Below are 24,601 nucleotides of genomic sequence, written 5' to 3' on the forward strand. Positions count from 1 at the left end.
AAGAATGTGCCTCAGGACTTGCCCGAAGCGCACTGAGGCTGGAGCAAACTGCTCCTGCTTTGTTGTCTTATTGTCCCTTGATCATTGCAATCAGCGATTGGGTCAAGGTGCTGTTGGCGTCTGCCAGCTGGTCGATGATATCGAGATGGTGGCCATTGCCCAGCGCAATCGGGCGCACTGGATAGCCTTCAGTTAGCAAACGTCGCGCATAGGCCGCCAGTTGACGGTGAAACTCTGTCGACTCGCCTTGGCCGGCACTAAGCAACACTGGTATCTTGGTGTGGGGCAGATGTTGCAGCGGGCTGAACTGTGCGGCTTGTGCACTATCCAGATGAAGCGCATCGTTGAGATAGCAGAGTCGGATCGGCTCCAGATCGTAGACGCCGCTGAGGCCGCATAGACCCTTGATGGCATCCTCCGGCACATTGGTCTCGCGCCAGTCGGTATTCGCCAGTAATGCCGCGAGTTGACCGCCTGCTGAATGACCAGCCACAACGATGTTGCCAGCATCAAATTCAAGTCTGGATGCCTCCTGTACCAGCCAGGTAAATGACGCACGCACATCGGCAACGATGGCGGCCATATCCACTTCGGGGGCTAGCCGATAATTGACTATCGCTGTAGCGATACCGGCCTGGCGCAATGGACCGGCAAGATGGCTGAAGTCACTCTTGTCCAGCGAGCGCCAGTAGCCGCCATGAATAAAAACCAGCAGCGCAGCGCCACTTTTCTCCGCCGGAAAATAATCGAGCGTTTGCAGGCGATGGCTGCCGTAACGCAGATTCAGGCGCGCAGGATGCTCTGCGCAATACAGCTCGGCGTGGTTGCGCCAGCGTTCAAAGACGTCTTGCACTTTAGGGATGGCGGCGCGTACATTGTATTGACGGTCTAGCTGATCGCGATCGTAGTGCAGGTACTGTGTCATCTCCACTGCCTCCGTATGTTTTCGCCAACGTTTCTCATTGTTCGGCGAAATGTTCAGAAATGAAGCCGCGTAACCACTGATTGCCCTGATCCTGATTGAAGCGCCGGTGCCAGAATATATTGGTCTGTAGCGACGGCAAACGTAATGGCGGGCGGATGTATTCTAGATTGAATGGCGCGGCCGCGCTATCGGCCAGCTTTTGCGGCACGGTGACTACCAGATCCGTGGTGCTGACGATATAGGGTACCGCCGTAAAATGCGGGACGCTGAATTGAGAACTGGTTCGTATGCCGGCCTTTTCGAGCAACTGATTGATGCGGTCATACGGGCTCTCGCGGGAAGATACGACCAGATGTTGCGCCGCCAGAAAGTCCTTGCCGGTTACCTTCTTGCCCGACAAGGCATGGCCGCGCCGGAACATGCTCACGTAGTTTTGCCGGAACAGCCGTCGCTGATATAGCGCGCCAGAGACATTGTCAAAGGCCCCGATAGCCAGATCAACCCGGCCAGACTCCATATCTGCCTTGATATCGATATTACCGGCACGTACCGTGCTGATCTGTATGCCGGGTGCCAGTCGGCGGCATTTCTCAATCAGGCCTGGCATGAAATACACCTCGCCGACATCGGTCATGGCAATCGTGAAATGTCGTTCGCTATTGGCCGCCGTAAAGGCTTCCTGCCGGTTTAATGCCTGCGACACATGGGCCAGCGCGGCAGCCACCGGCTCGGCCAGTTGCGAGGCCAATGGTGTCGGTTGCATACCCTGTGAGGTGCGCACAAACAATTCATCATCGAAGGTCCGGCGCAGGCGTGCCAGTGCATTGCTGACCGCAGGCTGTGACAGCTTGAGACGACGTGCCACGGCAGAAATCTGGCGCTCCTGGAACACTTCCTGAAATACCACCAGCAAATTCAGATCAATGTCATGTGGTTCAATCATGCTGTGCTTCTACCTTTATTCATGAAATCAATGATATGTATTTCAGTATTTATATCGTAAAAAATCAAGCATTGCACTACAGTGACGATCAATAAAAAAATCTGCGATCGCATCCTGATCCTTGCTGCGGTGCCGCATCAATAGGCATAGCCGGCAATCCGGACCTGTGCGCCCCAGACTCAATCAGGAGGAAGACAAATGACATCCGACACCATTAATGTCGATCAGATCGTGGAGCAAAGCCGACTTGGCGCCTTTCAAATCGGTTTGCTGTTGCTATGCGGCGCCTGCCTGATTATCGATGGCTTCGATATTCAGGCGATGGGTTATGTGGCACCGGCCATCATTGCCGACTGGCATGTCAGCAAGGCCAGTCTTGGTCCGGTGTTTGGAGCAGGCTTATTCGGGATGTTGCTGGGCTCACTGAGCCTGACACCAGTTGGCGACAAGTTCGGCCGTCGTCCGGTGCTGATCGCCTCGACCTTTTTCTTTGCGCTCTGTATGTTGCTGACCACCCAGGTCACCAGCATCGATCAATTACTGGTGCTGCGCTTTATCACCGGCCTTGGTCTGGGCAGCATCATGCCCAACGCGATGGCGCTGGTCGGTGAGTTCAGCCCCTCCGGGGCGCGGGTGACGCGCATGATGCTGGTGTCGTGTGGTTTTACTGTCGGTGCAGCGGTTGGCGGCTTTGTCAGTGCCGCGCTGATCCCGGCTTTTGGCTGGCAGTCGGTATTTCTGGTCGGTGGTCTGGTACCTGCAGCGCTGGGTTTGGCCATGCTGCTCTGGTTGCCCGAGTCGATTCAGTTCCTGATCTTGCGCAAGCGTGGAGCAGCCCAAGTAGCGCGCTGGTTGTCCAAATTGCAGCCAGGTCTGCAGATCAGTAGCGACAGCAATATCGTGGTCAAGGAGCAGCGTAACGATGGTATGCCGGTGGCGGAGTTGTTCCGCGCGGGTCGTGCTGGCGTCACCATGCTGCTGTGGCTGATCAGCTTCATGAATCTGATTAATCTGTATTTTCTCTCCAACTGGCTGCCAACCCTGATCAAGGATGCAGGCTACTCCACCGGTACTGCCGTATTGATTGGAACATCGCTCCAGGTCGGCGGTATTGTCGGTACCTTGACGTTGGGCTGGTTCATCAATCGCTTTGGTTTTACCAAAGTGTTGGGTTGCTGCTTCGTGACAGCTTGCGTCTTTATTGCGCTGATCGGCCATGTTGCGACGATGCCGGCATTGTTGTTGCTGTGCGTGGTGGTTGCCGGTTTTTGTGTGGTCGGTGGTCAGCCGGCAGTCAATGCGCTGGCGGGTACCTACTATCCCACGACACTGCGTTCGACCGGCATTGGCTGGGCGCTCGGCATCGGCCGTATCGGCTCGGTACTGGGGCCGGTGATCGGTGGCCAGCTGATTGCATTGCAATGGGCCAATAGCGCACTGTTCATGGCGGCAGCTGTACCGGCTGTGATCTCGGCGCTGACCGTGGTGCGTTTGCATGCCTATCGTCCACGCTGAATCAATTAAACCGCTTTTCGTCACTCTCTGTTTGTTGAAGGACGCATCATGAATACGCTTGCAGATATCGCTGTTGTGCAACCCGGTAAGACGACAGCTGCCTTGGTTGCCTCGGTGGCAACTGGTTACCAGTCCGGTTTTGCCAATGAGTTTGCCACCGAGGCCTTGCCTGGTGCTTTGCCCGCCAACCAAAACTCCCCGCAGCGCGCTCCCTATGGGCTGTATGCGGAGCAGGTTTCAGGCACCGCCTTTACTGCACCGCGTAGCCACAATCGTCGTAGCTGGCTGTATCGGATTCGTCCCGCCGCCATGCATGAGCCATTTATCCGTATCGATAACGGGTTGATTGCCGAGCATTTCAATGAGGTGGAGGCGCCGCCAAACCAGTTACGCTGGGATCCGCAACCATTACCTGCCACGCCGACCGATTTCGTGGCCGGTCTGGCGACTGTGGCAGGCAATGGCTCGCCAGAGGCGCAAAGCGGATGTGCGATTCATCTGTATGCAGCGAATCGCTCGATGACAGATTCCTACTTCTATTCGTCGGATGGTGAATTGTTGATCGTACCGCAGGCAGGGCGCTTGCAGTTGTTCACAGAAATGGGCCTGATCGACATCGAACCGCAGGAAATTGCTGTGATTCCCCGTGGTGTGCGCTTTCAGGTACGCCTGCCGGATGGCCATGCGCAGGGCTATGTATGTGAGAACTTCGGTTCACTCTTGCGCTTGCCGGATCTGGGACCATTGGGCTCCAACGGTCTGGCCAACCCGCGTGATTTTCTGACGCCGCATGCCTGGTACGAAGACCGCGAAGGCGACTTCACCCTGATCACCAAGTTTGGCGGCAAGCTGTGGCAGGCCCAGATTGATCATTCTCCCTTGGACGTCGTCGCCTGGCACGGCAACTATGCGCCTTACAAATATGACCTGCGCCATTTCAATACGATTGGTTCGATCAGCTACGACCATCCCGATCCATCGATTTTTCTCGTCTTGCAATCACCGAGCGCCGTTGCTGGTGTCGATACGCTGGACTTCGTGATCTTCCCGCCGCGCTGGCTGGCAGCAGAAAATACTTTCCGTCCACCGTGGTTTCATCGCAATGTAGCTAGCGAATTCATGGGGCTGATTCATGGTGCATATGACGCCAAGGCCGATGGCTTCCGCCCTGGCGGCGCCAGCCTGCATAATTGCATGATCGGTCATGGTCCGGATGGGGCAACCTTCGAGAAGGCCAGCCAGATCGATACCAGCAAACCACACAAGGTCGAGGACACCATGGCCTTCATGTTCGAAACCCGTGATGTCATCAAACCGACCCGTTTTGCCTTGTCGTCACCGACACTGCAAAAGAATTACTATCAGTGCTGGATGGACATCAAGAAACATTTCAACCCGGAGCAAGTATGAGTAACCCCAGCAATCCCGGCGCCGGCATCGTCGCCGTCGGGCTCAACGAGACCCACGCCCCTGAATTACTCAGTTGGGTCACCTCGGCCAATCAGAGCAACCATCCGTTCCCGATCCAGAATCTGCCGTATGGTATTTTTCGTCGCGCCGGTAGTGCAGAAGCGTTCCGCGCGGGTGTTGCTATTGGTGACCAGATCCTTGATCTGGAAGAAGCGTTTGCCAGTGGTGCCTTCGGTGGTTTTGGTGAGCCGACGCATCGTGCCATCAAAGCAGCTACGGCGGGCCCCAGTCTGAATCCGTTGATGGCGCTCGATAGCGCCGCCTGGTCAGCCTTGCGTCTGGCGCTGTCGTTGCTGCTGCGGGAAGACTCGGTGCATCAGTCCCAGTTGCAGGATTGTCTGGTCTCCCAGGCCGAAGCAGAATATGCGCTGCCAGCACAGATTGGCGACTACACTGATTTCTATACCTCGATCCACCACGCCACTGCGGTTGGTAAGCTGTTCCGTCCCGATAATCCACTGCTGCCGAATTACAAATGGGTACCAATCGGCTACCACGGCCGGGCTTCTTCGATTGCGGTGAGCGGCCAGCAATTTCGCCGTCCCGTCGCCCAGACCAAAGCTGCTGATGCCGACGTACCGGTATTCGGTCCGTGCAAGCGGCTCGATTATGAACTGGAAGTCGGTGTCTTCATCGGTACCGGCAATGCGCTTGGTGATGCAGTCGGCATCGCGCAGGCTGAAGCCCATGTCTTCGGGCTGTGCCTGTTGAACGACTGGTCGGCACGTGATGTACAGGCCTGGGAATATCAACCGTTGGGGCCATTCCTGGCAAAGAATTTTGCCTCCACCATTTCGCCCTGGATCGTGACGCTTGAGGCGCTGGCACCTTACCGTGCCCCCTGGAGCCGTGATGCCGGCGATCCGCAACCGTTGCCCTATCTCGACTCGCCAAGTCTGCGCGCCAGCGGCGCCTTCGACGTCCAGCTTGAGGTGCTGATACAAACGCCAGCCATGCGTGCTGCTGGCCTGGCGCCACATTCACTGTCGCTGTCGAACTTCCGGGATTCCTATTGGACCGTCTCGCAACTGGTCGCGCATCACACCGTGGGAGGCTGCAATCTGCGTCCCGGTGACCTGCTTGGGTCCGGGACCCAGTCCGGCCCTGAACCAGAGGCTGCCGGTTCGTTGCTGGAGTTGACGCGGGGCGGCAAGCAGTCAATCAATTTGCCTGGCGGTGAGACTCGCTTGTTCCTTGAGGATGGCGATACCATCATCATGCGTGGCTGGGCACAGGCTCCGGGATTGCCGCGTATCGGCTTTGGTGAAGTCGCAGGAAGCATTTTGCCAGCCCGGAACGTTCAGGCTTAAATAAAAGGCTGGAATGCCAAGCTGAAGGAGACCAAACCCATGACCATGCATCTGTACAGCTATTTCCGGAGTTCCGCGTCGTACCGGGTGCGCATTGCACTCAATCTCAAAGGATTGACCTACGAGACAGTGCCGGTGCATTTACTCAATCAGGGCGGAGAACAGTTCTTGCCGGAGTTCAGCACGCTGAATCCACAATCGCAGGTGCCGGTACTGGAGGAGGATGGTCATCACCTGACTCAGTCATTGGCAATTCTGGAATATCTGGAAGAGCGCTTTCCAACTCCTGCGCTGCTGCCCGCCGACCCATTGCAACGCGCCAGGGTGCGGCAGCTGGCATTGGAAATCGCCTGTGATATCCATCCGCTGAACAATCTGCGGGTCTTGCGCTATCTCAAAAGGGATCTGGAGATCGCGGAAGCGCAAAAGAATGCCTGGATAGCGCACTGGATCAAGCTCGGATTCGCCGCGCTGGAGCAGCAACTGGCAGCAGGCACCGCTGATATGCAGCGCGGCCGCTTTTGTGTCGGCGATACGCCGGGATTAGCCGATTGCTGCCTGATTCCGCAAATATTCAATGCGCGTCGCTTTGAAGTAGATATGACACCCTATCCAACTCTGGTGAGTATCGAACAAGCCTGTGAAGCGCTGGACGCTTTCCGTCTGGCTGCACCGGGCGCTCAGCCGGATGCCGCCTGACAGCGACAAGCCCCGAGGGGGGCGTCGGCGCCGTGTATCAGTCGCCAACGACCAATCTTCACACCGTAAAAGCATCAAGGGCACATCATCCTACCGAAAAGGATGATGTGCCTACTGTCGTTTTTTGCAACTCATGAAATAATACAAACGTACGCGGCTTCAGTCCTCGGCGCTTTTGCGATAAGCTCCTTTCATTGGTCCTTATGTTGCACTGCATCGTGCACGGCGATCATTGAGGGCCGATTGCAAAACTGAACATTCTGGCAACATCATCACGCAATATAATCAGGGATGGCGGCCCATGGTCGTCGGTCAACAATATTATTTTTTGGCAGTAAATATTGTTCGTAGCTGTTTTGATAAGGCGCTTTGTTTTCCAGGATTTGACTATGCAAGTTGTTGGCCGTCCTTATCGTTGGGCAATCTATGCCTTGCTGCTGCTGGTGCTAGCGGCGGGGGTTTTTTTGTTTTTCGCACTCTCAAGCTCTACCCGCCAGATTCGTAACGCCGCTGAGCCACTGCTCAAGAGCAATATTCCCACGTTGCGCCATGCTGCCAGTTTTGACAGCGTCTTGCTGCGTTATCAAGTGGCATTGAACAGCTATGTTCTGGCCGCCGACAGTACCAATCCACCCTCACTGGAAACGCAGACGCTGACGCAGCTAACCCAGCTGAACCAGGGTTTTGATCTACTGCGTCATGACGTGCCAGAAGGCATGCAATGGCAGGCACTGGTCGGTAATTATCAGGCCATCCTGGGCATTGGACCTGCCATCGAACAGATCATCACTACAGGTGGTGCTACGCATGACCGTGTGCGTGCGGTGCTGGCAGAGCTGAATCTGCGCACCAACAATATTCACGAACTGCTCGACCAGATTACCCAGGATCTGGATGTATCGCGCGACGAGGTCAGCGCCTCCATTGATGCTGGCGTTGACCGTATTTCGCTGCTGATCAAGTTGTATTGCGTCGGCATGGTCAGCGTGACACTGTTCATGCTGTATCACGTGTGGGCGCGGTTTCGCTCCGAGAATCAGCTGGCCCATCAGGCGGCCCACGACCCGCTGACCGGGCTGGCCCATCGCGGTACCTTTGAATGGCGTCTGCGCAATCTGGCCGGGCAGCCACATGTCGTGGTGTTAGGCATGATTGACCGCTTCGAACGCGTCATTGGTGGGCTGGGACATGCCTTCGGTGATCGCCTGATGCTGGAGTTTTCCAATCGCATCAAACAGGTGGTCGAGCGTGATGGTGGGGAAGTCTTCCGTCTCGATGGTGCCAATGTCGCTATCCTTTATCAGGCACGTGGCGACAATCCTTATTTTCATGAGGCGTTGACCAATCTGCAGGAGCACATGCGGCGTCCTTTCGAGTTTGGTCAGCATGAAATTTTTTCCAGCATGAGCCTTGGTGGTGCTGAATATCCACGCGATGGTGCACAACCCAGTGATCTTCTGCAAAATGCCAATGCTGCCTTGCAGGCCGCCCGCGATGCCGGTGGTGACTGCTACATCAGCTACTCGAATGATCTCAATACCCGCGCTCAGGAGCGTCTCACGCTGGAAGCGCAATTGCGTCATGCGATCGAACGCAATGAGCTTGAACTGCATTACCAGCCACAACAACGTCTGTCAGACAATCAACTGGTCGGCTTTGAGGCACTGGTACGCTGGCGTCGTAACGGAGAACTGATTCCGCCCGGCGAGTTCATTCCACTGGCCGAAGAGTGTGGTTTGATTGTGCCGATTGGCGATTGGGTACTGGCCGAGGCTTGCCGTCAGGCCAAGGTATGGAGTATCGAGTCAACGCAAAAATTTGTGATCGCAGTCAACATTTCGCCACGCCAGTTCCACCATCCCTCTTTCCTGCGGCGTGTGACCAAGGCCTTGAATGAAAGCCGGATCGATCCCTCTTTCCTCGAACTCGAAATCACCGAGGGTATCGTCATGCGCGATGTCGAGCGCACCATCGAACTGCTCAAGGATCTGCGCGCCCGGGGATTGGCACTGTCAATTGATGACTTCGGTACCGGCTATTCAAGTCTGGCCTACCTGAAACGCTTCTCTATCGACAAGCTCAAGATCGATCAATCCTTCGTACGGCACCTGCGTCCCGAAACCGAGGACGCCGCTATTGTGCAGGCCGTGATCAATCTCGGGCATCACCTTGGTCTGTCTGTGATTGCCGAAGGGGTGGAGACGGAGGCCCAGCGTGAGTTACTGCATCGCTGGGGCTGCGATCAGATTCAGGGTTACCTGTATGCCAGGCCGTTACCGTCCGACAAGGCAACCCAGTTCATGTTCGATCACATCATTGTGCCGACTGAGGCTGTCGCGGCACAAGCAAGTTACCCGTCATGATCAACACCGGCTGATTGTCCTGATTGAAGGTGGTCAGGCGGTGCTTCAAAAATCCCTGCTGCGGCTTCGATTGAGAAAACTTCAAGTCCAGCACTTCAGCCTCCAGCCGTAAGACATCTCCAGGCCGCGTCGGTCGCGGCCAGCGAAATTCCTCAAAACCAGCACCAATGATCCCGCCCTGTATGGGCAAGGTGTCGACCAGCATGCGCATGGTCAATGCCGCCGTATGCCAGCCGCTGGCGGCCAGTCCGCCAAAAAAACTGGCGGCCGCTGCGGCTTCATCCAGATGGAATGGCTGAGGATCGTAAGCACTGGCAAATTCCTTGATAGCTGCAGCGCTGACCGGTTCATCAGACTGAAAGTGAAAAATCTGTCCGGCGCTGAAATCTTCCAGATAAAGCAAGCGTGGGGTGCTGTTTGTCATAGTGTCTCCTCGATGTTGTTGCAGGTGATGGAATGCAACACCTGTTGCTTGACAGGGTGGGACATGAAGATTAGCATGCATATGCATCGATGTATATGCACTATTTTTACCAATCAACCGGTTGATGGCATGAAAAGCAACACGGATCCTCTGCTGATGCAGTGCGCCTGTTCGCCGCTACGGCGGCTTACCCGGCGGATTACCGCCATTTACGACCATCATCTGGCAGTCGATGAGATCACCATTAGTCAATATTCGCTGCTGTCATGGATCGGGCGGCAGGGGCCCATTGCCAATCTACGACTGGCTACCGAAATGGGGATGGAGCGCAGCACCTTGAGCCGCAACCTGAAGCCACTGATGCTGGCTGGCTGGGTTGAGACCGCTGATTTACCTGCCGCAGAACGGCTCGACAAGCGCTCCTTTGCGCTGGTGTTGACCCAGGCAGGCAAGGCCAAGCGCGCAGCCGCTTATCCGCATTGGCAAGCGGCCCAACAAAAAATCAATACCCTGCTGGGCGACCAGACACAAAAATCGCTGATCGGCATCATTGAAGATGCCTACGGGAAATTGCAAGTCGAAGACATTTCTGTGGCTTGAAATTCTCGTTCGCCGTTCCTTTTTCTCTTTACCTACAACATTCATTTTTCAACTTTCACCGGCCAGGTCATGCAAAAACTCACACAAGCCATCGCCGCCCGCACCAGCCAGCGCTTCAGTTACGCCTGGATTGTGGTGGGCCTCATCTTTCTGGTGTTGCTGACTTCAGCGGGCATCCGCGCCACACCCTCGGTGATGATTTTGCCGCTGGAGCACGAATTCGGCTGGAACCGCTCAACGATCTCGTTGGTGATCTCCTTCAATATCGCCCTGTATGGCCTGATCGGACCTTTCTCGGCCGCTGCCATGCAGCGTTTTGGTATTAGGCCGGTGGTCATTGGCGCGCTGGCATTACTGTCAATCGGTACGGCGTTAAGTACCCTCATGACGATGCCCTGGCATATGCTGTTGAGCTGGGGTTTGCTGGTTGGCAGTGGCACCGGTGTGGCTGCCAACACCCTGGGTGCCACCATTGTCGGTCGCTGGTTTGAGCAGCGCCGCGGGCTCGCCATGGGCTTGCTGACCGCCAGCGCGGCCACCGGCCAGATGGTGTTTTTGCCCCTGATGGCCTCCATGGTCGGGCACTTCGGCTGGCGCTCCGTCGCCTTCCTGGTGGCCACTGTAGCCGCATTGGCGATACCGCTGGTGTTCCTGTTCCTGCCGGAGCGCCCCTCCGACGTTGGCCTGCGCCGCTATGGTGAAGCCCCTGACGCACCGGTAGAGGCCGCCGTTGCCAATCGCAATCCGCTGGTCATCGCGTTTGATGCCCTACGCCGTGCAGTGCGAATTCCTGACTTCTGGTTGCTGTTCTTCAGCTTCTTCATCTGTGGCTTGAGCACCAACGGTTACATCGGCACCCAGTTCATCGCCATGTGCAATGACTATGGCATCGACGAAGTCGGTGGTGCCAGTATCCTGGCCGCCATGGGCATGCTTGATCTGGTGGGTACCACCTTGTCAGGCTGGCTGTCAGACCGCTTCAATCCCCGTGTCTTGCTGTTCTGGTATTACGGTCTGCGCGGTCTGGCACTGATTTTCCTGCCGTATGCATTTGGCTTGCAGTATTTCGGTCTGACCATCTTTGCCGTGTTCTACGGTCTTGACTGGATCGCCACCGTGCCGCCCACGGTACGTCTGGCCAATGATGTATTCGGCCGTTTGGCGGCACCGATCGTATTTGGCTGGATTGTTGCAGGCCATCAGTTGGGGGCGGCTACCGCTACCACGATTGCCGGCTACCTGCGCTCGACATTGGGCAACTACACGCTGTCGTCGGTGCTCATGGGCTGTGCCTGTCTGATTGGCGCGGTGCTGGTGCTGCGTATTCGCGGTGACCAACACGCCACACCGGTACCGGTTGCCGCATAAAACTGGCGCAATGCGCCTGTGACTGCTGCCGTTCAACCCTATAATAGCGGCCGGGGAAAACGGATCAACAGCAGTCAACAAGCGCAGGGCGAACGGGGCGACGATGCATTATTTGTACCATCTGATAGAACAGTACGGTCTGCTGATCGTCTTCGCCAACGTGCTGGCAGGGCAACTTGGCGCACCGGTACCAACTTACCCTACGCTCGTCATCACCGGTGCTTTTGCCTACCGTGGTCAATATCCGTTAGCCTTGCTGCTACCGGTGGCCGTTGCTGCAGCCCTGATTGCCGACTATATCTGGTTTCTCGCCGGCCGCCGGTTTGGCCGGCGTGTGATGTCCACGCTATGCCGCATCTCCCTTTCTCCTGATTCCTGCGTTCGCCAGACTGAATCCATCTACGCCCGTTGGGGCGCACGCTCGTTGCTGCTGGCCAAATTCATTCCTGGCTTTGCATCGATTGCCAGTGCGCTGGCAGGCTCGGTTGGCACATCGCGTACCAGCTTCTTGATCTACGACGGTATCGGCGCTGCGTTATGGTCAGGCCTCGCCATTTTTCTTGGTGCATTGTTCAACGATGCCATCGATGACGTGCTCACTGTGCTGGCCGAGCTGGGCGAGTTCGGATTATTGCTGATCGTTATCGCGCTCGGTATTTTCATTGCCTACAAATGGTGGCAACGCCTGCGCTTTCGCAAGTCGCTACAGATGGCACGTATCTCGGTGGACGAGCTCAACACACTGTTGCAGAGTGGTCAGCAGCCGAACATCATCGATGTGCGCGCCACCGACCTGCAAGACTTGGGGCGTATTCCCGGTGCCAAGACGATTACCCACCGCGAGATCGATACCTTTGACTTTGATGCCCCGATCGATGGCGAAGTTGTCGTCTACTGCGCCTGCCCCAACGAAGCTTCGGCCGCCATGGTCGCCAAGCAATTGATGCGCCGTGGCTACCGCCGGGTGCGTCCATTGACCGGTGGTATTGACGCCTGGAAAGCGGCAGGGCATACCGTTGAGCATTAACGTGCGACGCTCATCGATCAACGCCACCAACCACTCATCCTCCATTTCTGCGGAACGCTGCGATGTTCAGAATCAGTCTTGATGCGCTATTGATCCTGGATGCGATTGACCGGCGCGGGTCCTTTTCAGCCGCTGGTGCCGAGTTGCACCGCGTGCCCTCGACCATTTCCTACACCGTCTCCAAGCTGGAACAAGACCTTGGCGTGCAGGTATTTGAGCGTCAGGGTCCCAAGGTGATCCTGACCAAAGCCGGTACCGAGCTGCTCAAGGAAGGGCGCTACCTGCTGCGCGCGGCCGACGATCTGGAGCAACGCGTACGGCGCGTCGCCAGCGGCTGGGAGACCGAGCTCAGCATCGGCCTCGACTCGATGTTCCCGGCTGACTGGCTGCAGGCAGACATTGCCGCCTTCTATCAGGTCGCCGACAAGACCCGGCTGCGCATCCTGCATGAATCCCTCGACGGCAACTGGGAGGCATTACTGGATCGCCGTGTTGATTTATTGATTGCCGTCCCCGGCACCGGCCCCGCGGGCGGTGGCTACATTGCCGAGCCGATCGGTACCGTACGCTTCGTCTTCGTGGTCGCGCCCAGCCATCCGCTAGCCGCCATGGACAAGGTACTCAGCAAGGCGGATCTGCATCCCTACCGCGCCATCACTGTTGCCGATTCAGCACGTCGCCTGAGCTCGCGCACGGTCGGGCTGTTATTTGGTCAGGACACATTGACGGTACCCGACATGCGCAGCAAATATGCACTACAGGTCGCCGGGGTCGGCTTTGGTTTCTTGCCCGAGCCACTGGCCAGAGCTGCGCTAGCCTCCGGTGCGCTGGTGCAGAAAGAGGTTGAGGAGCAGCGTCTGGATGAGACCTTCTCGCTGGCCTGGCGGGTAGGGGAGGATGGCGCAGCACTCAAGTGGTGGTTGCAGCGGCTGCGGGAGGGGGATGTGTTGCAGCGGTTGTTAGCGGAGATGGTGCGCGGAGGGGGATAGACCCATCATGCGTTAAATGATCGTTCCTTGCCTAAGGTTGTGGTGAGTAATGACCGGACTATCTGCTAAAGGATAGCCCGGGCAACCGACTTGGTTACTCGTCCCAGAACTTGTTCATCCGCGCAATATGTTCATCCGACACATGGCGCAGCAAGCCTGCTGCGGCCATCGACAGACGATATAGATTGGCGCTGTCAGATTTGCCGATGGAAGGCGCAGATACCTGCTCTGGATCGCCATCTTCATTGACCTCATTGACCAGATCACGGGTGTAGATAATCTGCATGCAGGAGCTGATGCCTGCACTGATGTCGCGTGCGAGTTCGACAAAACTGGCGAAACTTTCCTCGCGGCCGGGGCCGGAAATCCAGTGGAAATCTTCGTGGTTGGGGGGAGTGGTTTTTTGGTCAGACGTGGTGGAACTAGGCATATGAGCCTCCGTAGGTAGCGGTTAAGCCGCTCCCCGCTCTCAAACGGGGGTGGGCGGCAAATGACAGGGTTGAGAGACCGGTACCTACAGCACCCGGCAGGCCGAAGCCTCCCCGACACTGCCGCCCGTAGACGGGGCAACAATGGCGTGCACGCACGAAAAACGGCATTGCACCGCTCATGCGTAGTAGGTAATTCAGGCTCTCATACCTGGTCCCCTCTTTATCAGGGACGAACGAAGTATTTACTTTTTGAAGGAGGAGCGTCAAGCGATTTTCACCGGTAACAATCGCGACGGCCCCTCGTCTGACCCGCTCCCGCATTTACCCCACCCCAAGCGCACCCCTGCAGGCCCAATATGCACTACCATGTGCATTAAAGTCATTCCTGTAGCTTATTCACTCCATGCGCAGAAAAATCCCTTCTACCCAGGCACTGGCCGTTTTTGAGTCCGCTGCCCGGCATCAGAGTTTTACCAAGGCCGCTGAAGAAATGGCGGTCACGCAGAGTGCAGTCTGTCGGCAGATTGCCGGTCTGGAAGACTTCCTCGGTCTTAAACTATTCAGGCGCACCAAGCGTGGTGTGTTGCTCACCGATGCCGGTATCGGCTATAGCCAGCAGGTAAGTGTGCGGCTTGATGAGATTGAGCGCGATGCGCTGCAGTTGATGGCGCGGGAAGGTCATGGCGATACGCTGGAGCTTGGTGTGATGCCGACCTTTGCCACCAAATGGCTGTTGCCACGCCTGAAGGTATTCTTACAGGCGCATCCCGATGTGACGGTCAATCTGCGGCCGCGCACCCGGCCTTTTCTGTTCGATGAAACCAGTCTGGATGCCACAATCTACGCCGGGCAGGCTAGTTGGCCCGGTACCGAGGGCATCTTCCTGATGCGCGAGAGCATGGTGGCGGTCGCTAGTCCGGCGCTGATTGCGCCGCATCGTTCCTTGACTGCCAATGCGCTACTGGCCTATCCGCTGTTGCAGCAAAGCACGCGCCCGTATGTCTGGCGGCAATGGTTGGCGTCGCAGGGAATACAGGCAGAAAATGATCTGGTCGGTCCGCAGATGGAGCTGTTTTCGATGTTGACCGAGGCGGCGATTCTGGGGATGGGCGTGGCGCTGATTCCGCGCTTTCTGATCGAGGATGAGCTACGGCGCGGTTTGCTGGTGGTGGCGGTGGAGCATGAATATCTGAGCGCGCAGTCGTATTACCTGATCTACCCGGAGGGGCGGGCCGAGCGGCCTTTGTTACGCACGTTTCAACATTGGCTGGTACAGCAGGCTACGGCGACCTGATGCGTTGAAGTACGTTGCTTGAAGTGCGTCGTTTGAAGTGCGTTTTACGCACAATGCTATGCAGGCAAGTCGTTTGTCTGCCTCAGCAGGAATCTTTATATTTTGTCTTTCTTTTGACCAAGAGGCTGTCATGACGACATCGCACCATCGCGTTACCTTCAACTATGCCGATCCTTTGCTGCTGGACCAGCAACTCAGCGATGAGGAGCGGCAGGTGCGTGATGCGGCGCAGGCGTATTGTCAGGATCGCCTGGCACCGCGCGTGCTGGAGGCGTTCCGGCATGAGACCACCGATGCCGGTATCTTCCGTGAGATGGGCGAACTGGGGCTGTTGGGTGTGACCATTCCTGAAGCTTATGGCGGTGCCGGTCTGGGCTATGTCAGCTACGGGCTGGTAGCGCGTGAAGTGGAGCGGATCGACTCTGGCTATCGCTCGATGATGAGTGTGCAATCCTCACTGGTGATGACGCCGATCAACGAGTTCGGTACCGAAGCGCAAAAGCAGAAATATCTGCCCAAGCTGGCCTCGGGCCAATGGATTGGCTGCTTTGGCCTGACCGAACCCAATCACGGTTCCGATCCGGGCAGCATGGTGACACGGGCGCGCAAGGTGCCGGGTGGTTACAGCCTGAGCGGCAGCAAGATGTGGATCACCAATAGCCCGATTGCGGATGTGTTTGTGGTCTGGGCCAAGGATGATGCCGGTGAAATTCGCGGCTTTATTCTGGAGAAAGGCGCCAAGGGTTTGTCGACCCCGGCGATTCACGGCAAGGTGGGTTTGCGTGCATCCGTGACCGGTGAAATTGTGATGGATGAAGTGTTCTGCCCTGAGGAAAACGCCTTCCCTGACGTGCGCGGTTTGAAAGGACCTTTTACCTGCCTCAACAGCGCCCGTTTCGGTATTGCCTGGGGGGCGCTGGGTGCGGCCGAAGATTGCTTCTTCCGGGCGCGTCAATACACGATGGACCGGCAACAGTTTGGTCGTCCACTGGCAGCTAACCAACTGGTGCAAAAGAAGCTGGCCGACATGCTCAGCGAGATTGCATTGGGTTTGCAGGGTTGTCTGCGACTGGGTCAACTCAAGGATGCCGGTAATGCGGCCGTGGAACTGACATCAATCATGAAGCGCAATAGCTGCGGCAAGGCGCTGGATATTGCCCGCATGGCGCGCGACATGCTGGGTGGCAATGGCATCAGTGACGAGTTTGGCGTGGCCCGTCATCTGGTCAATCTGGAGGTGGTCAATACCTATGAAGGCACGCATGATGTGCATGCATTGATCATCGGTCGCGCCATTACCGGTATTGCTGCGTTCTCCAACTAAGCAAGGTAGCGACTAACCGCCTCCTGTACGGAAGCGGTTAGTCATTGCATTGCCACATATCATTCACACCACACCACCCGCCTTGAGCGCGGCAACCTTTTCAGACGAATAGCCGAGCAAGGATTCCAGCACCTCTGCCGTGCTGGCACCTAATTGCGGCGGTGCATTGCGTACCGGCAGGCGTTCGCCGTCGAAGCGATAGGGTGGTGCCAGCACCTTGACGCTGCCGACTTCGGGATGCGGCTGGGTGGAGACTAGTCCGGCCTGTTGTGCGCGTGGCGAGTTCAGCGCCTGATGCAGGCCCAGTACCTCACCACAGGGAATGCCCGCTGCTCCAAGTCGTTGCAGCAATTCTGCACGTGGTCGACGACCTAGCTCCTGATTCACTTCGAGCAGCAAGGTATCGCGATTGGCAGCGCGGTTCATGTTGCTCTTGTAACGTGCATCCTCGGTCAGATCGGGGCGGTCAATGACTTCCTTGCAGAAGCGCTCGAACTGGCTGTTGTTGCCGACCGTGATCACCAATGGGCCATCCTGTGCATCAAACACGCCGTAGGGCACGATGGAAGGGTGGGCGTTGCCGTAGCGTGGTGGGTCTTGTCCCAGCATCAAGGCTTCCAGCCCGTAGTAAGAGGTAATCATCAGGCCGCAATCGAAGAGTGCCATTTCGATATGACGACCTACGCCGGTTTTATGGCGCTCATACAGTGCCGCCAGAATCGCTTGTGCAGAATACATGCCGGTGAACAGATCGACGGCGGCAACGCCAAACTTCAGCGGCGGTTGTTGCGGCTCGCCATTGAGTGCCATCAGGCCTGCTTCACCCTGAATCACCAGATCGTAACCGGGGCGTGTTGCCTCGGTGCCGCTGCTGTCGTAGCCGGTGATGGAGCAGTAGATCAATCCCGGATTGAGCTCACGCAACTGGGGATAGCCCAGCCCGAGCTTGCTAAGTCCGCCGAACTTGAAATTCTGGACCAGGATATCGCTCTTGCTGACCAGCTCGCGCACGATCTGCTGCCCTTCGGGCGTTTGCAGATCGACACTGACGGAGCGCTTGTTACGATTGACGCTGTTGAAATAGGCGGTCTCGGTGGAACCGATGCGCATGCCCCAGTCCCGCGTATCGTCGCCCCGCAGCGGGTGTTCGATCTTGATGACTTCGGCACCCAGATCGGCTAGTACCATGCCGCACCAGGGGCCGGCCAGTACCCGCGACAGGTCAAGCACCCGGACCCCTGACAAGGGCAGGGAAGAAGCGTTGAAGGACATGGTGTCTCCAGAATTTTTATTATGTGTTTAGTTGGCTGTGGCGCGCAATGCGATGAAGTCGGCACGTCGCTTTTGCAGGAAGGCACTGATGCCTTCCGCGGCCTCTGTGTCGCCCTGTGAGGTCACCATGTGTTCCGCCTCAAGCGCCATCTGCGTGGCGACATCGTTGTCGTACGCATGCTGGCACAACTGCTTGATGCGACCCATGGCGCGGCTTGGGCCTTGCGCCAGTTGCGCTGCCAGTGCCAGTGCCGTCGTTTGCACCTGATCTGCTGCCACCAGCCGATTGACTGCGCCCAAGGCATGCAGGCGCTCACCGTTGATGCGCTCTCCGCTCAGGCATAGTTCAGTCAGAATCTGGCGCGAAACAAACTGCGACAGAAAAGCCGTCGCACCACCATCCGGGCTCAGGCCCACTTTAACGTAGGCCATCGAGAACGCCGCCTCAGGCGAAGTCACCAGCAGATCGCAAGCCATTGCCAGCGAGAATCCGGCACCGGCACAACCACCTTCCACCGCAGCAATGACTGGCTTGCTGCAATGGCGGATCGCATTGATCATCCCATGCAGCCGGTCCAGCATGCGCAGCCGCTCCGGTGGTGACAGTTCGCGCCGGGTTGCCAGCTGACGCAGATCGCCGCCCGCACAAAAGTAGCCTTGCGCACCGGTCAGCACAATCGCGCCAACCTGAGGATCGTCTTGTGCCTGCGCCAGTGCTGCCGGCAACTGCACTGCCAGTTCCGGGCTCAGTGCATTACGCGCTGCCGGATTGTTGTTGGTCAGGATGCGGACGGCATCGCGTTGTTCGATCAGGAGCGCGCTCATGCGATGGCTTCTTGATTCGCTTCCTTGCCGAGCGCGATAAAGCGTTGCAGATGATGGTCTTCATCGCCCAGTTGATGATCGATCATGATCAGGCGCTTGGCATAGTGTGCCAGTGGCAGCTCCCAGGTCATGCCGATACCGCCGTGCAGCTGGATGCTCTCTTCCGCCACCAGTGTGCCGATACGGCCGATGCTGGCTTTCGCCGCCGATAGTGCACGTTCGCGCGTGAGACGGTCTGCATCGAGCGCCGCAGCGGCGTTGATGACGGCCGAGCGTGCCTGTTCGACTTCCAGCAGCAGATCGGCCATGCGGTGTTGCAGCGCCTGAAAGCTGCCGATTGGTAAGCCAAACTGCTGGCGCGTGCGTAAATAGTCCAGCGTTGCTGCCTTGGCCGCTTCCATCGCGCCCAGTGCTTCGGCACACAAGGCTAGTACGCCACGACCGATGACCCGTTCCAGAATCGCATGGCCCTGATGCAGCGGACCAAGCAGCGCCTCTGGGCTGAGTGTGACATCGCGCAGTTGCAGTTCGGCCACGCGGCCACCGTCAATTGCCGGATAGCCGTGGATGGTCAGGCCGGGCGTGTTAGCCGGCAGCAGAAAGAGCGAGATGCCGTTGTTGTCGTCGACAGCACCAGCCGTGCGAGCAGAAATCACAAATACATCCGCCGCTTCACCTTGTGCAACCACTGCCTTGGCGCCATTGAGTCGCCAACCATCGTTAATCTGCTCGGCACGGGTATGCACGCGCGCCAGTTCGTAATGGTTGCCGGGTTCATCGTGTGCCAGCGCAGCGATGGTGGTGCCGGCGATGAGTTCTTCCAGCAAGGCCTTCTGGTTTGTATTACCTGCGCTGGCAATGGCATCGCCTGCCAGAATCGCGCTGCCCAGAACAGGCTCGACCACCAGCCCGCGACCGAGCGCTTCGAATACCACCGCAATATCAAAGCCACTGCCGCCAAAGCCGCCATGGTCTTCACTGAACAGGGCTGCCAGCACGCCAAGGTTGGCCAGTTGCTGCCAGATATCGCGGCTGAAGCCGTCGGCAGACTGGATGATCTTGTTGCGCTTTTCAAACGGATATTGTTCGCTGAGGAAGCGCTCCAGACTATCTGACAGCATCCGGCGTTCTTCTGTATGGGAAAAATTCATGTCAGCTTCCTCACAGGCCAAGGATCATCTTGGAGATGATGTTTTTCTGGATTTCATTGGAGCCGCCGAAGATCGACAGCTTGCGATTGTTGAAATACTGGGCAGCGGCATTGGTGATGGTGCTGCCTTCGCTACCTTCAGCAACTTCAGTAACTTCAGCGAGTTCGTCATCCGACAGGAACGGACGCGCATAAGGGCCCATCGCACGGCGGGTGAGGGAGGTAATTTCCTGACGGATTTCAGTGCCACGGATTTTGAGCATCGAGCTTTCCGCACCCGGTACGCCGCCACCGGCAACGGCGGCGATGACGCGCAGGTTGGTGGTCTTCATGTTTTCCAGATCAATCTCTACCCGTGCCAGACGCATGGCAAAGGCCGGATCGTCGAGCAAGGGTTTGCCGTTGCGGGTCTGCTTGGCAGCGAGTCGTTTCAGCCGCTCCAGTGCTGCGACCGAAAAGCCGATGCCGGCGATATTGGTACGTTCGTAGGTGAGCAGGTATTTGGCACAGGTCCAGCCACGGTTTTCTTCGCCGACCAGATTGGCAACCGGCACCCGTACATCGGTGAAGAACACTTCATTGACTTCATGCGCACCATCGAGGGTGATGATAGGGCGGATTTCCACGCCCGGCGCATGCATGTCGATGAGCAGGAAGCTGATGCCTTCCTGCTTCTTGGCATCACGGTCGGTACGCACCAGACAGAAAATCATGTTGGCGTGATGGCCCAGCGTGGTCCAGGTCTTTTGGCCGTTGACGATGTAGTGATCACCATCGCGCACGGCGGTAGTTTTGACTGCCGCCAGGTCCGAGCCGGCACCGGGTTCGGAGTAACCCTGACACCACCAGTCCTGACCATTGAGGATGCGCGGCAGCCAATACTGCTGCTGTGCCGGACTACCGTATTTGATCAGCACCGGGCCCAGCATGTTGACCCCAAACGGGACAACGCGCGGAGCATTGGCGAGGCAGCATTCGTGTTCAAAGATGAATTTTTCGACGGTGGTCCAGCCGGGGCCGCCAAATTGCTGTGGCCAGTGATTGGCCAGCCAGCCACGGGCGTTGAGGGTGGCATGCCATTTTTCCATCTCGGCCTTGCTCAAATGATCGCCGGCGGCGACTTTGGCTGCGACCTCAGGCGCCAGTTTCTCGGCAAGAAATTGACGGACTTCCTGACGGAAGCGTTCTTCTTCGGCGGTGAAGTTCAAATCCATGCGGATGCTCCTCAATAAATCTCGAACAGGCCAGCGGCACCCATGCCACCAGCGATACACATGGTGACCACGGCATATTTGACGCCACGGCGTTTGCCTTCGAGCAGGATGTGGCCTGCCAGTCGCGCACCGGTCATACCGAATGGATGGCCGATGGAGATCGCGCCGCCGTTGACATTGAGCAGGGCGTCATCAATTCCCAGACGCTGCTGGCAATAGATGGCTTGGGAGGCAAAGGCTTCGTTGAGCTCCCACAGGCCGATGTCATTGACGGTCAGGCCGTGGCGCGCCAGCAGCTTGGGTACCGCAAACACCGGGCCGATCCCCATTTCATCGGGCTCGCAACCGGCCACCGCAAGACCGCGAAATGCGCCCAGCGGCTGCAGATTGGCACGCTCGGCAGCGCGTGCTTCCATCAGCACGCAGGCGGATGCCCCATCGGACAATTGTGATGAGTTACCGGCGGTGATGAACTTGTCGGCACCCATGACTGGTGCCAGCTTGGCCAGCGCCTCATAGGTAGTGCCACGGCGGTTGCAGGTGTCGGCATCGACGGTGACTTCGCGCTGGGTGACGGCCCCGGTTTCCTTGTCGGTGACGGCCATGGTGGTGGTGCAGGCGATGATTTCATCGCGGTAGCGACCGGCCAGTTGTGCGGCTTCGGTTTTGCGCTGACTTTCTGCGGAGAAGCGGTCTTGCGCTTCGCGGCTGATGTTGTAACGCTGCGCGACGATATCAGCGGTCTCGATCATCGGCAGATACAGATCCGGTTTGTGCGCCTGAATCCAGGGGTCGATACCGCTATCGCCGGCATCGGTGGCACTGCGGCTGCGGATTTGCGAAATGCTTTCGACGCCGCCGGCAATCATCGCCGGTGCACCTTCGACCACGATACGGCCAGCCGCCATGGCAATCGCTTGCAGTCCGGAGGCGCAGAAACGGTTGACGGTGGCACCGGCAATGGTGATCGGCAGTCCGGCGCGGATCACTGCTTGCCGGGCGATGTTGCGGCCGGTGGTGCCTTCCGGATAGCCGCAGCCGAGGATGGCATCTTCGATCAGGTTGGGATCGATGGTAGCCCGTTCGACCGCTGCCTTCACTGCGAAGGCAGCCAGCGTGGCGCCCGGCGTGATGTTGAATTCGCCCCGATGGGCCTTGGTCAAAGGGGTTCTGGCAGTACTGACGATGACAGCTTCACGCATGTTGATTGGCTCCGTTGATGTTATTGGTATAGGTTTTATTCGGCCTCATTCGGCTTCATTCGGCCTGATTGAGGCTGTCGAAGCTGGCACCGCGTTCGACCAGCTCCACCAACAGGGGGGATGGTTTCCAGAACAGTGGATCTTCCTCGGCGAAGCGGCGGAGATCGGCCAGGACCTGTGGCAGACCGATCTGGTCGGCATACTTCAGTGGGCCACCACGGTAGCGCGGGAAGCCGTAGCCATACAGCAGCGTGACATCGACATCGAGCGGACGTAGCGCAATGCCTTCGTGCACCACATTGGCGGCCTCATTGATCATCGCAGCAAGATAGCGGCGGATGATTTCTTCGTCGCTGAACTGGCGTGGGGTAATGCCGGCACGTTGACGCTCGCTGTCGATGATGGCCAATACCTCGGGATCAGGCTGGCCGTTGCGTGAGCCTTCGGCATAACGGTAATAGCCGCGGCCAGTCTTTTGACCAAACCAGCCTTGCTCGCACAGGCGGTCGGCAATCTGCACATAGCGTGCACGTGGGTCGCGGGTTGGCGCGCGCCGTTTGCGAGCGGCCCAGCCAATGTCGCCGCCGGCCAGATCAGACATTTCGAACGGTCCCATCGGATAGCCGAAGTTGCGCACGGCCTGATCGATCTGATACGGCGAGGCGCCATCTTCCATCAGGAAGTCGGCAGCCTGACGGTAGATCGCCAGCAAGCGGTTGCCGATGAAGCCATCGCAGACACCAGCGCGTACCGGCACCTTGCGCAAGGCTTTGGCGAGCGCAAAGGCAGTCGCTACGACATCGGCGGAAACACGTTGTGGCACCACAATTTCCAGCAGCTTCATGATGTTGGCCGGCGAAAAGAAATGCAGGCCGATCACATCTGCCGGACGCGAGGTGCTGGAGGCAATCGCTTCGATATCGAGGTAGGAGGTATTGGTGGCGAGAATGGCACCAGGTTTGCAGTAACGGTCCAGCTCGCTGAAAACCGCTTGTTTGACGCCCAGGTCTTCAAATACCGCTTCGATCACCAGATCAACCTGACCCAGTGCCGCGTAATCGGTGCTGCCTTGCCAGCGTGCCATGATGGCGGCTTTGGCGTCCGCGCTTAGACGGCCTTTGCCGATTAAACCATCATAGACTTTCTCGATATGGCCGCGACCACGGGCGAGGGCAATCTCGTCGCGCTCGATCATGGTAACTGGCAATCCGGCATCGAGCAGCGCCACGGCAATCCCGGCGCCCATGGTGCCGCCACCAACGACACCGACACTGGTGACCGGGCGTGGTTTGGCATTGCGTGTTTCGGGTGCCTTCAAGACTTCACGGTCGGCAAAGAAGGCGTGGATCAGACCAGCACGCTGCGGGCTTTCCAGGCAAGCCAGAAACAGGGTACGTTCAGTTTGCAGCCCTTGATCGAAGGGCAGGGTGGCAGCGGCTTCGACGGCATCGATGATTTTCAGGGGGGAGAACAGACCACGTGCCTTCTTTTTGGTTTGTTCACGTGCTTCGTTCAGTGCAGTCTGGGTAGCCGCAATGTCGCTGAGCGCCTGTGCATCACGCGTGCGGCGCACGGGTGCGGCATCTGCCAGCAACTGGCGCGCATAGTCCAGCCCGGCTTGCGGGCCGTCGCTGACTTCCTGCAAGTGGTCGACCAGCCCCAATTTATGCGCTTCCTGTGCGCTCACATGGCGGCCACTGAGCATCAGGTCCAGCGCTGCTGCGGCACCGATCAGGCGCGGCGTGCGTTGGGTGCCGCCAGCGCCGGGCAACAGGCCGAGCAAGACTTCCGGCAAGCCGATCTTGGCATCACTGAGTGCCAGCCGGTAATGCGCTGATAGTGCAATCTCCAGACCGCCACCCAGTGCAGCACCATGGATCAGCGCGGTGACTGGTTTGCTGCAGGCTTCAATCCGGTTGCACAGGTCGGGCAATGCTGGTGGTTGTGGCGGTTTGCCGAATTCGCGGATATCTGCACCGCCGATGAAGTTCTTGCCGGCACCATGTAACAGAATCGCTGCCACGGCCGGATCGGCGTCGGCGCGCTCAACCGCTTCCAGTATCCCTTGGCGCACGGCAACACCGAGCGCATTAACCGGGGGATTGTCGATCGTGACCAGCATGATGTTGCCGTGCAGGGCACTGGTAACGGCAGCGGACGGTAGGGATGATTCTGATGGCATGGTCAACGTCTCCTTGATGACTTACTTTTGGTTCGCTGTGCGAAATTATGGTTTGCAAATACAGATAGAAGAGA

20 protein-coding genes and 1 pseudogene are annotated in these 24,601 nt (G+C 57.7%); 11 read left to right on the plus strand and 10 right to left on the minus strand.

What is annotated here, in order from left to right; genetic code table 11:
- Positions 1–67: 67 nt before the first annotated feature.
- On the minus strand, positions 68–925 hold the full coding sequence (locus tag FHW66_RS17780) for an alpha/beta hydrolase (protein ID WP_183381167.1): 858 nt from the start codon (positions 923–925) through the stop codon (positions 68–70).
- A gap of 34 nt (positions 926–959) precedes the next feature.
- Complete coding sequence (locus FHW66_RS17785) at positions 960–1,868, minus strand: LysR substrate-binding domain-containing protein (RefSeq protein WP_183381168.1); 909 nt, start codon at positions 1,866–1,868, stop codon at positions 960–962.
- A 198-nt stretch (positions 1,869–2,066) separates the two neighbouring features.
- Between FHW66_RS17785 and FHW66_RS17790 the strand changes: the two genes are divergently transcribed.
- From FHW66_RS17790 to FHW66_RS17810, 5 genes are all read left to right on the plus strand, one after another.
- The gene (locus tag FHW66_RS17790; RefSeq protein WP_183381169.1) at positions 2,067–3,383 is read left to right on the plus strand and encodes an MFS transporter; all 1,317 of its coding nucleotides are present in this window, start codon (positions 2,067–2,069) and stop codon (positions 3,381–3,383) included.
- Positions 3,384–3,431: 48 nt separating this feature from the next.
- On the plus strand, positions 3,432–4,793 hold the full coding sequence (gene hmgA, locus FHW66_RS17795; RefSeq protein WP_183381170.1) for a homogentisate 1,2-dioxygenase: 1,362 nt from the start codon (positions 3,432–3,434) through the stop codon (positions 4,791–4,793).
- Positions 4,790–6,163: a fumarylacetoacetase gene (gene fahA / locus FHW66_RS17800; protein WP_183381171.1), complete on the plus strand. Its 1,374-nt coding sequence runs from the start codon at positions 4,790–4,792 to the stop codon at positions 6,161–6,163. The genes hmgA and fahA overlap by 4 nt, the downstream gene beginning before the upstream one ends.
- Before the next feature lie 45 nt (positions 6,164–6,208).
- Entirely contained in the window at positions 6,209–6,862 is a 654-nt protein-coding gene (gene maiA, locus FHW66_RS17805; RefSeq protein WP_370543485.1) for a maleylacetoacetate isomerase, read from the plus strand.
- A gap of 389 nt (positions 6,863–7,251) precedes the next feature.
- The gene (locus FHW66_RS17810) at positions 7,252–9,225 is read left to right on the plus strand and encodes a bifunctional diguanylate cyclase/phosphodiesterase (protein WP_183381173.1); all 1,974 of its coding nucleotides are present in this window, start codon (positions 7,252–7,254) and stop codon (positions 9,223–9,225) included.
- Here the strand turns inward: FHW66_RS17810 and FHW66_RS17815 are convergent.
- Complete coding sequence (locus FHW66_RS17815; RefSeq protein ID WP_183381174.1) at positions 9,176–9,649, minus strand: MaoC family dehydratase; 474 nt, start codon at positions 9,647–9,649, stop codon at positions 9,176–9,178. The two genes, FHW66_RS17810 and FHW66_RS17815, sit on opposite strands and share 50 nt — an antisense overlap.
- 129 nt (positions 9,650–9,778) lie before the next feature.
- Between FHW66_RS17815 and FHW66_RS17820 the strand changes: the two genes are divergently transcribed.
- The 4 genes from FHW66_RS17820 to FHW66_RS17835 all read left to right on the plus strand — a co-directional run bounded on the left by FHW66_RS17820 (position 9,779) and on the right by FHW66_RS17835 (position 13,633).
- Positions 9,779–10,249: a MarR family winged helix-turn-helix transcriptional regulator gene (locus tag FHW66_RS17820; RefSeq protein ID WP_183381175.1), complete on the plus strand. Its 471-nt coding sequence runs from the start codon at positions 9,779–9,781 to the stop codon at positions 10,247–10,249.
- A 69-nt stretch (positions 10,250–10,318) separates the two neighbouring features.
- Positions 10,319–11,617 (plus strand): MFS transporter, encoded by a 1,299-nt coding sequence (locus FHW66_RS17825; RefSeq protein ID WP_183381176.1) that lies wholly within the window; start codon positions 10,319–10,321, stop codon positions 11,615–11,617.
- Positions 11,618–11,720: 103 nt separating this feature from the next.
- Positions 11,721–12,644: a DedA family protein/thiosulfate sulfurtransferase GlpE gene (locus tag FHW66_RS17830; RefSeq protein ID WP_183381177.1), complete on the plus strand. Its 924-nt coding sequence runs from the start codon at positions 11,721–11,723 to the stop codon at positions 12,642–12,644.
- Positions 12,645–12,706: 62 nt separating this feature from the next.
- Positions 12,707–13,633, plus strand: coding sequence for a LysR substrate-binding domain-containing protein (locus FHW66_RS17835; RefSeq protein WP_183381178.1), 927 nt, complete (start codon positions 12,707–12,709; stop codon positions 13,631–13,633).
- A gap of 94 nt (positions 13,634–13,727) precedes the next feature.
- Here the strand turns inward: FHW66_RS17835 and FHW66_RS17840 are convergent, their stop codons facing one another.
- Positions 13,728–14,063, minus strand: a complete 336-nt coding sequence (locus FHW66_RS17840) for a hypothetical protein (RefSeq protein ID WP_183381179.1) — start codon at positions 14,061–14,063, stop codon at positions 13,728–13,730.
- 404 nt (positions 14,064–14,467) lie between these two features.
- Between FHW66_RS17840 and FHW66_RS17845 the strand changes: the two genes are divergently transcribed.
- Together FHW66_RS17845 and FHW66_RS17850 are read left to right on the plus strand one after the other, a co-directional pair.
- Positions 14,468–15,358, plus strand: a complete 891-nt coding sequence (locus FHW66_RS17845; RefSeq protein ID WP_183381180.1) for a LysR family transcriptional regulator — start codon at positions 14,468–14,470, stop codon at positions 15,356–15,358.
- A gap of 130 nt (positions 15,359–15,488) precedes the next feature.
- Positions 15,489–16,682, plus strand: coding sequence for an acyl-CoA dehydrogenase (locus tag FHW66_RS17850; protein WP_183381181.1), 1,194 nt, complete (start codon positions 15,489–15,491; stop codon positions 16,680–16,682).
- Between the two features lie 63 nt (positions 16,683–16,745).
- Here the strand turns inward: FHW66_RS17850 and FHW66_RS17855 are convergent, their stop codons facing one another.
- The 6 genes and pseudogenes from FHW66_RS17855 to FHW66_RS17880 form a co-directional block, all read right to left on the minus strand.
- On the minus strand, positions 16,746–17,954 hold the full coding sequence (locus FHW66_RS17855) for a CaiB/BaiF CoA-transferase family protein (protein ID WP_183381182.1): 1,209 nt from the start codon (positions 17,952–17,954) through the stop codon (positions 16,746–16,748).
- A 27-nt stretch (positions 17,955–17,981) separates the two neighbouring features.
- Positions 17,982–18,779, minus strand: a complete 798-nt coding sequence (locus tag FHW66_RS17860) for an oxepin-CoA hydrolase, alternative type (protein ID WP_183381183.1) — start codon at positions 18,777–18,779, stop codon at positions 17,982–17,984.
- The gene (locus FHW66_RS17865; protein WP_183381184.1) at positions 18,776–19,930 is read right to left on the minus strand and encodes an acyl-CoA dehydrogenase family protein; all 1,155 of its coding nucleotides are present in this window, start codon (positions 19,928–19,930) and stop codon (positions 18,776–18,778) included. Before FHW66_RS17865 ends, FHW66_RS17860 begins: the two co-directional genes overlap by 4 nt.
- An 82-nt stretch (positions 19,931–20,012) precedes the next feature.
- Positions 20,013–21,143 (minus strand): annotated as a pseudogene (locus tag FHW66_RS17870) (acyl-CoA dehydrogenase family protein); the annotation flags it as partial.
- A gap of 11 nt (positions 21,144–21,154) precedes the next feature.
- Positions 21,155–22,345 carry an acetyl-CoA C-acyltransferase gene (locus FHW66_RS17875; protein WP_183381186.1) on the minus strand — a complete coding sequence of 397 codons (1,191 nt, stop codon included), beginning with the start codon at positions 22,343–22,345 and terminating at the stop codon, positions 21,155–21,157.
- Positions 22,346–22,400: 55 nt separating this feature from the next.
- Positions 22,401–24,527, minus strand: a complete 2,127-nt coding sequence (locus FHW66_RS17880; RefSeq protein WP_183381187.1) for a 3-hydroxyacyl-CoA dehydrogenase NAD-binding domain-containing protein — start codon at positions 24,525–24,527, stop codon at positions 22,401–22,403.
- Positions 24,528–24,601: the final 74 nt, after the last annotated feature.

It is taken from the genome of Herbaspirillum sp. Sphag64 (assembly GCF_014192645.1).
Classification (GTDB): Bacteria; Pseudomonadota; Gammaproteobacteria; order Burkholderiales; family Burkholderiaceae_D; genus Herbaspirillum.

Coding starts and splice junctions, on each gene's coding strand:
- FHW66_RS17780 (WP_183381167.1), bottom strand. CDS start 925: ATGACACAGTACCTGCACTACGATCGCGATCAGCTAGACCGTCAATAC.
- FHW66_RS17785 (WP_183381168.1), bottom strand. CDS start 1,868: ATGATTGAACCACATGACATTGATCTGAATTTGCTGGTGGTATTTCAG.
- FHW66_RS17790 (WP_183381169.1), top strand. CDS start 2,067: ATGACATCCGACACCATTAATGTCGATCAGATCGTGGAGCAAAGCCGA.
- hmgA (WP_183381170.1), top strand. CDS start 3,432: ATGAATACGCTTGCAGATATCGCTGTTGTGCAACCCGGTAAGACGACA.
- fahA (WP_183381171.1), top strand. CDS start 4,790: ATGAGTAACCCCAGCAATCCCGGCGCCGGCATCGTCGCCGTCGGGCTC.
- maiA (WP_370543485.1), top strand. CDS start 6,209: ATGCATCTGTACAGCTATTTCCGGAGTTCCGCGTCGTACCGGGTGCGC.
- FHW66_RS17810 (WP_183381173.1), top strand. CDS start 7,252: ATGCAAGTTGTTGGCCGTCCTTATCGTTGGGCAATCTATGCCTTGCTG.
- FHW66_RS17815 (WP_183381174.1), bottom strand. CDS start 9,649: ATGACAAACAGCACCCCACGCTTGCTTTATCTGGAAGATTTCAGCGCC.
- FHW66_RS17820 (WP_183381175.1), top strand. CDS start 9,779: ATGAAAAGCAACACGGATCCTCTGCTGATGCAGTGCGCCTGTTCGCCG.
- FHW66_RS17825 (WP_183381176.1), top strand. CDS start 10,319: ATGCAAAAACTCACACAAGCCATCGCCGCCCGCACCAGCCAGCGCTTC.
- FHW66_RS17830 (WP_183381177.1), top strand. CDS start 11,721: ATGCATTATTTGTACCATCTGATAGAACAGTACGGTCTGCTGATCGTC.
- FHW66_RS17835 (WP_183381178.1), top strand. CDS start 12,707: ATGTTCAGAATCAGTCTTGATGCGCTATTGATCCTGGATGCGATTGAC.
- FHW66_RS17840 (WP_183381179.1), bottom strand. CDS start 14,063: ATGCCTAGTTCCACCACGTCTGACCAAAAAACCACTCCCCCCAACCAC.
- FHW66_RS17845 (WP_183381180.1), top strand. CDS start 14,468: ATGCGCAGAAAAATCCCTTCTACCCAGGCACTGGCCGTTTTTGAGTCC.
- FHW66_RS17850 (WP_183381181.1), top strand. CDS start 15,489: ATGACGACATCGCACCATCGCGTTACCTTCAACTATGCCGATCCTTTG.
- FHW66_RS17855 (WP_183381182.1), bottom strand. CDS start 17,954: ATGTCCTTCAACGCTTCTTCCCTGCCCTTGTCAGGGGTCCGGGTGCTT.
- FHW66_RS17860 (WP_183381183.1), bottom strand. CDS start 18,779: ATGAGCGCGCTCCTGATCGAACAACGCGATGCCGTCCGCATCCTGACC.
- FHW66_RS17865 (WP_183381184.1), bottom strand. CDS start 19,930: ATGAATTTTTCCCATACAGAAGAACGCCGGATGCTGTCAGATAGTCTG.
- FHW66_RS17875 (WP_183381186.1), bottom strand. CDS start 22,345: ATGCGTGAAGCTGTCATCGTCAGTACTGCCAGAACCCCTTTGACCAAG.
- FHW66_RS17880 (WP_183381187.1), bottom strand. CDS start 24,527: ATGCCATCAGAATCATCCCTACCGTCCGCTGCCGTTACCAGTGCCCTG.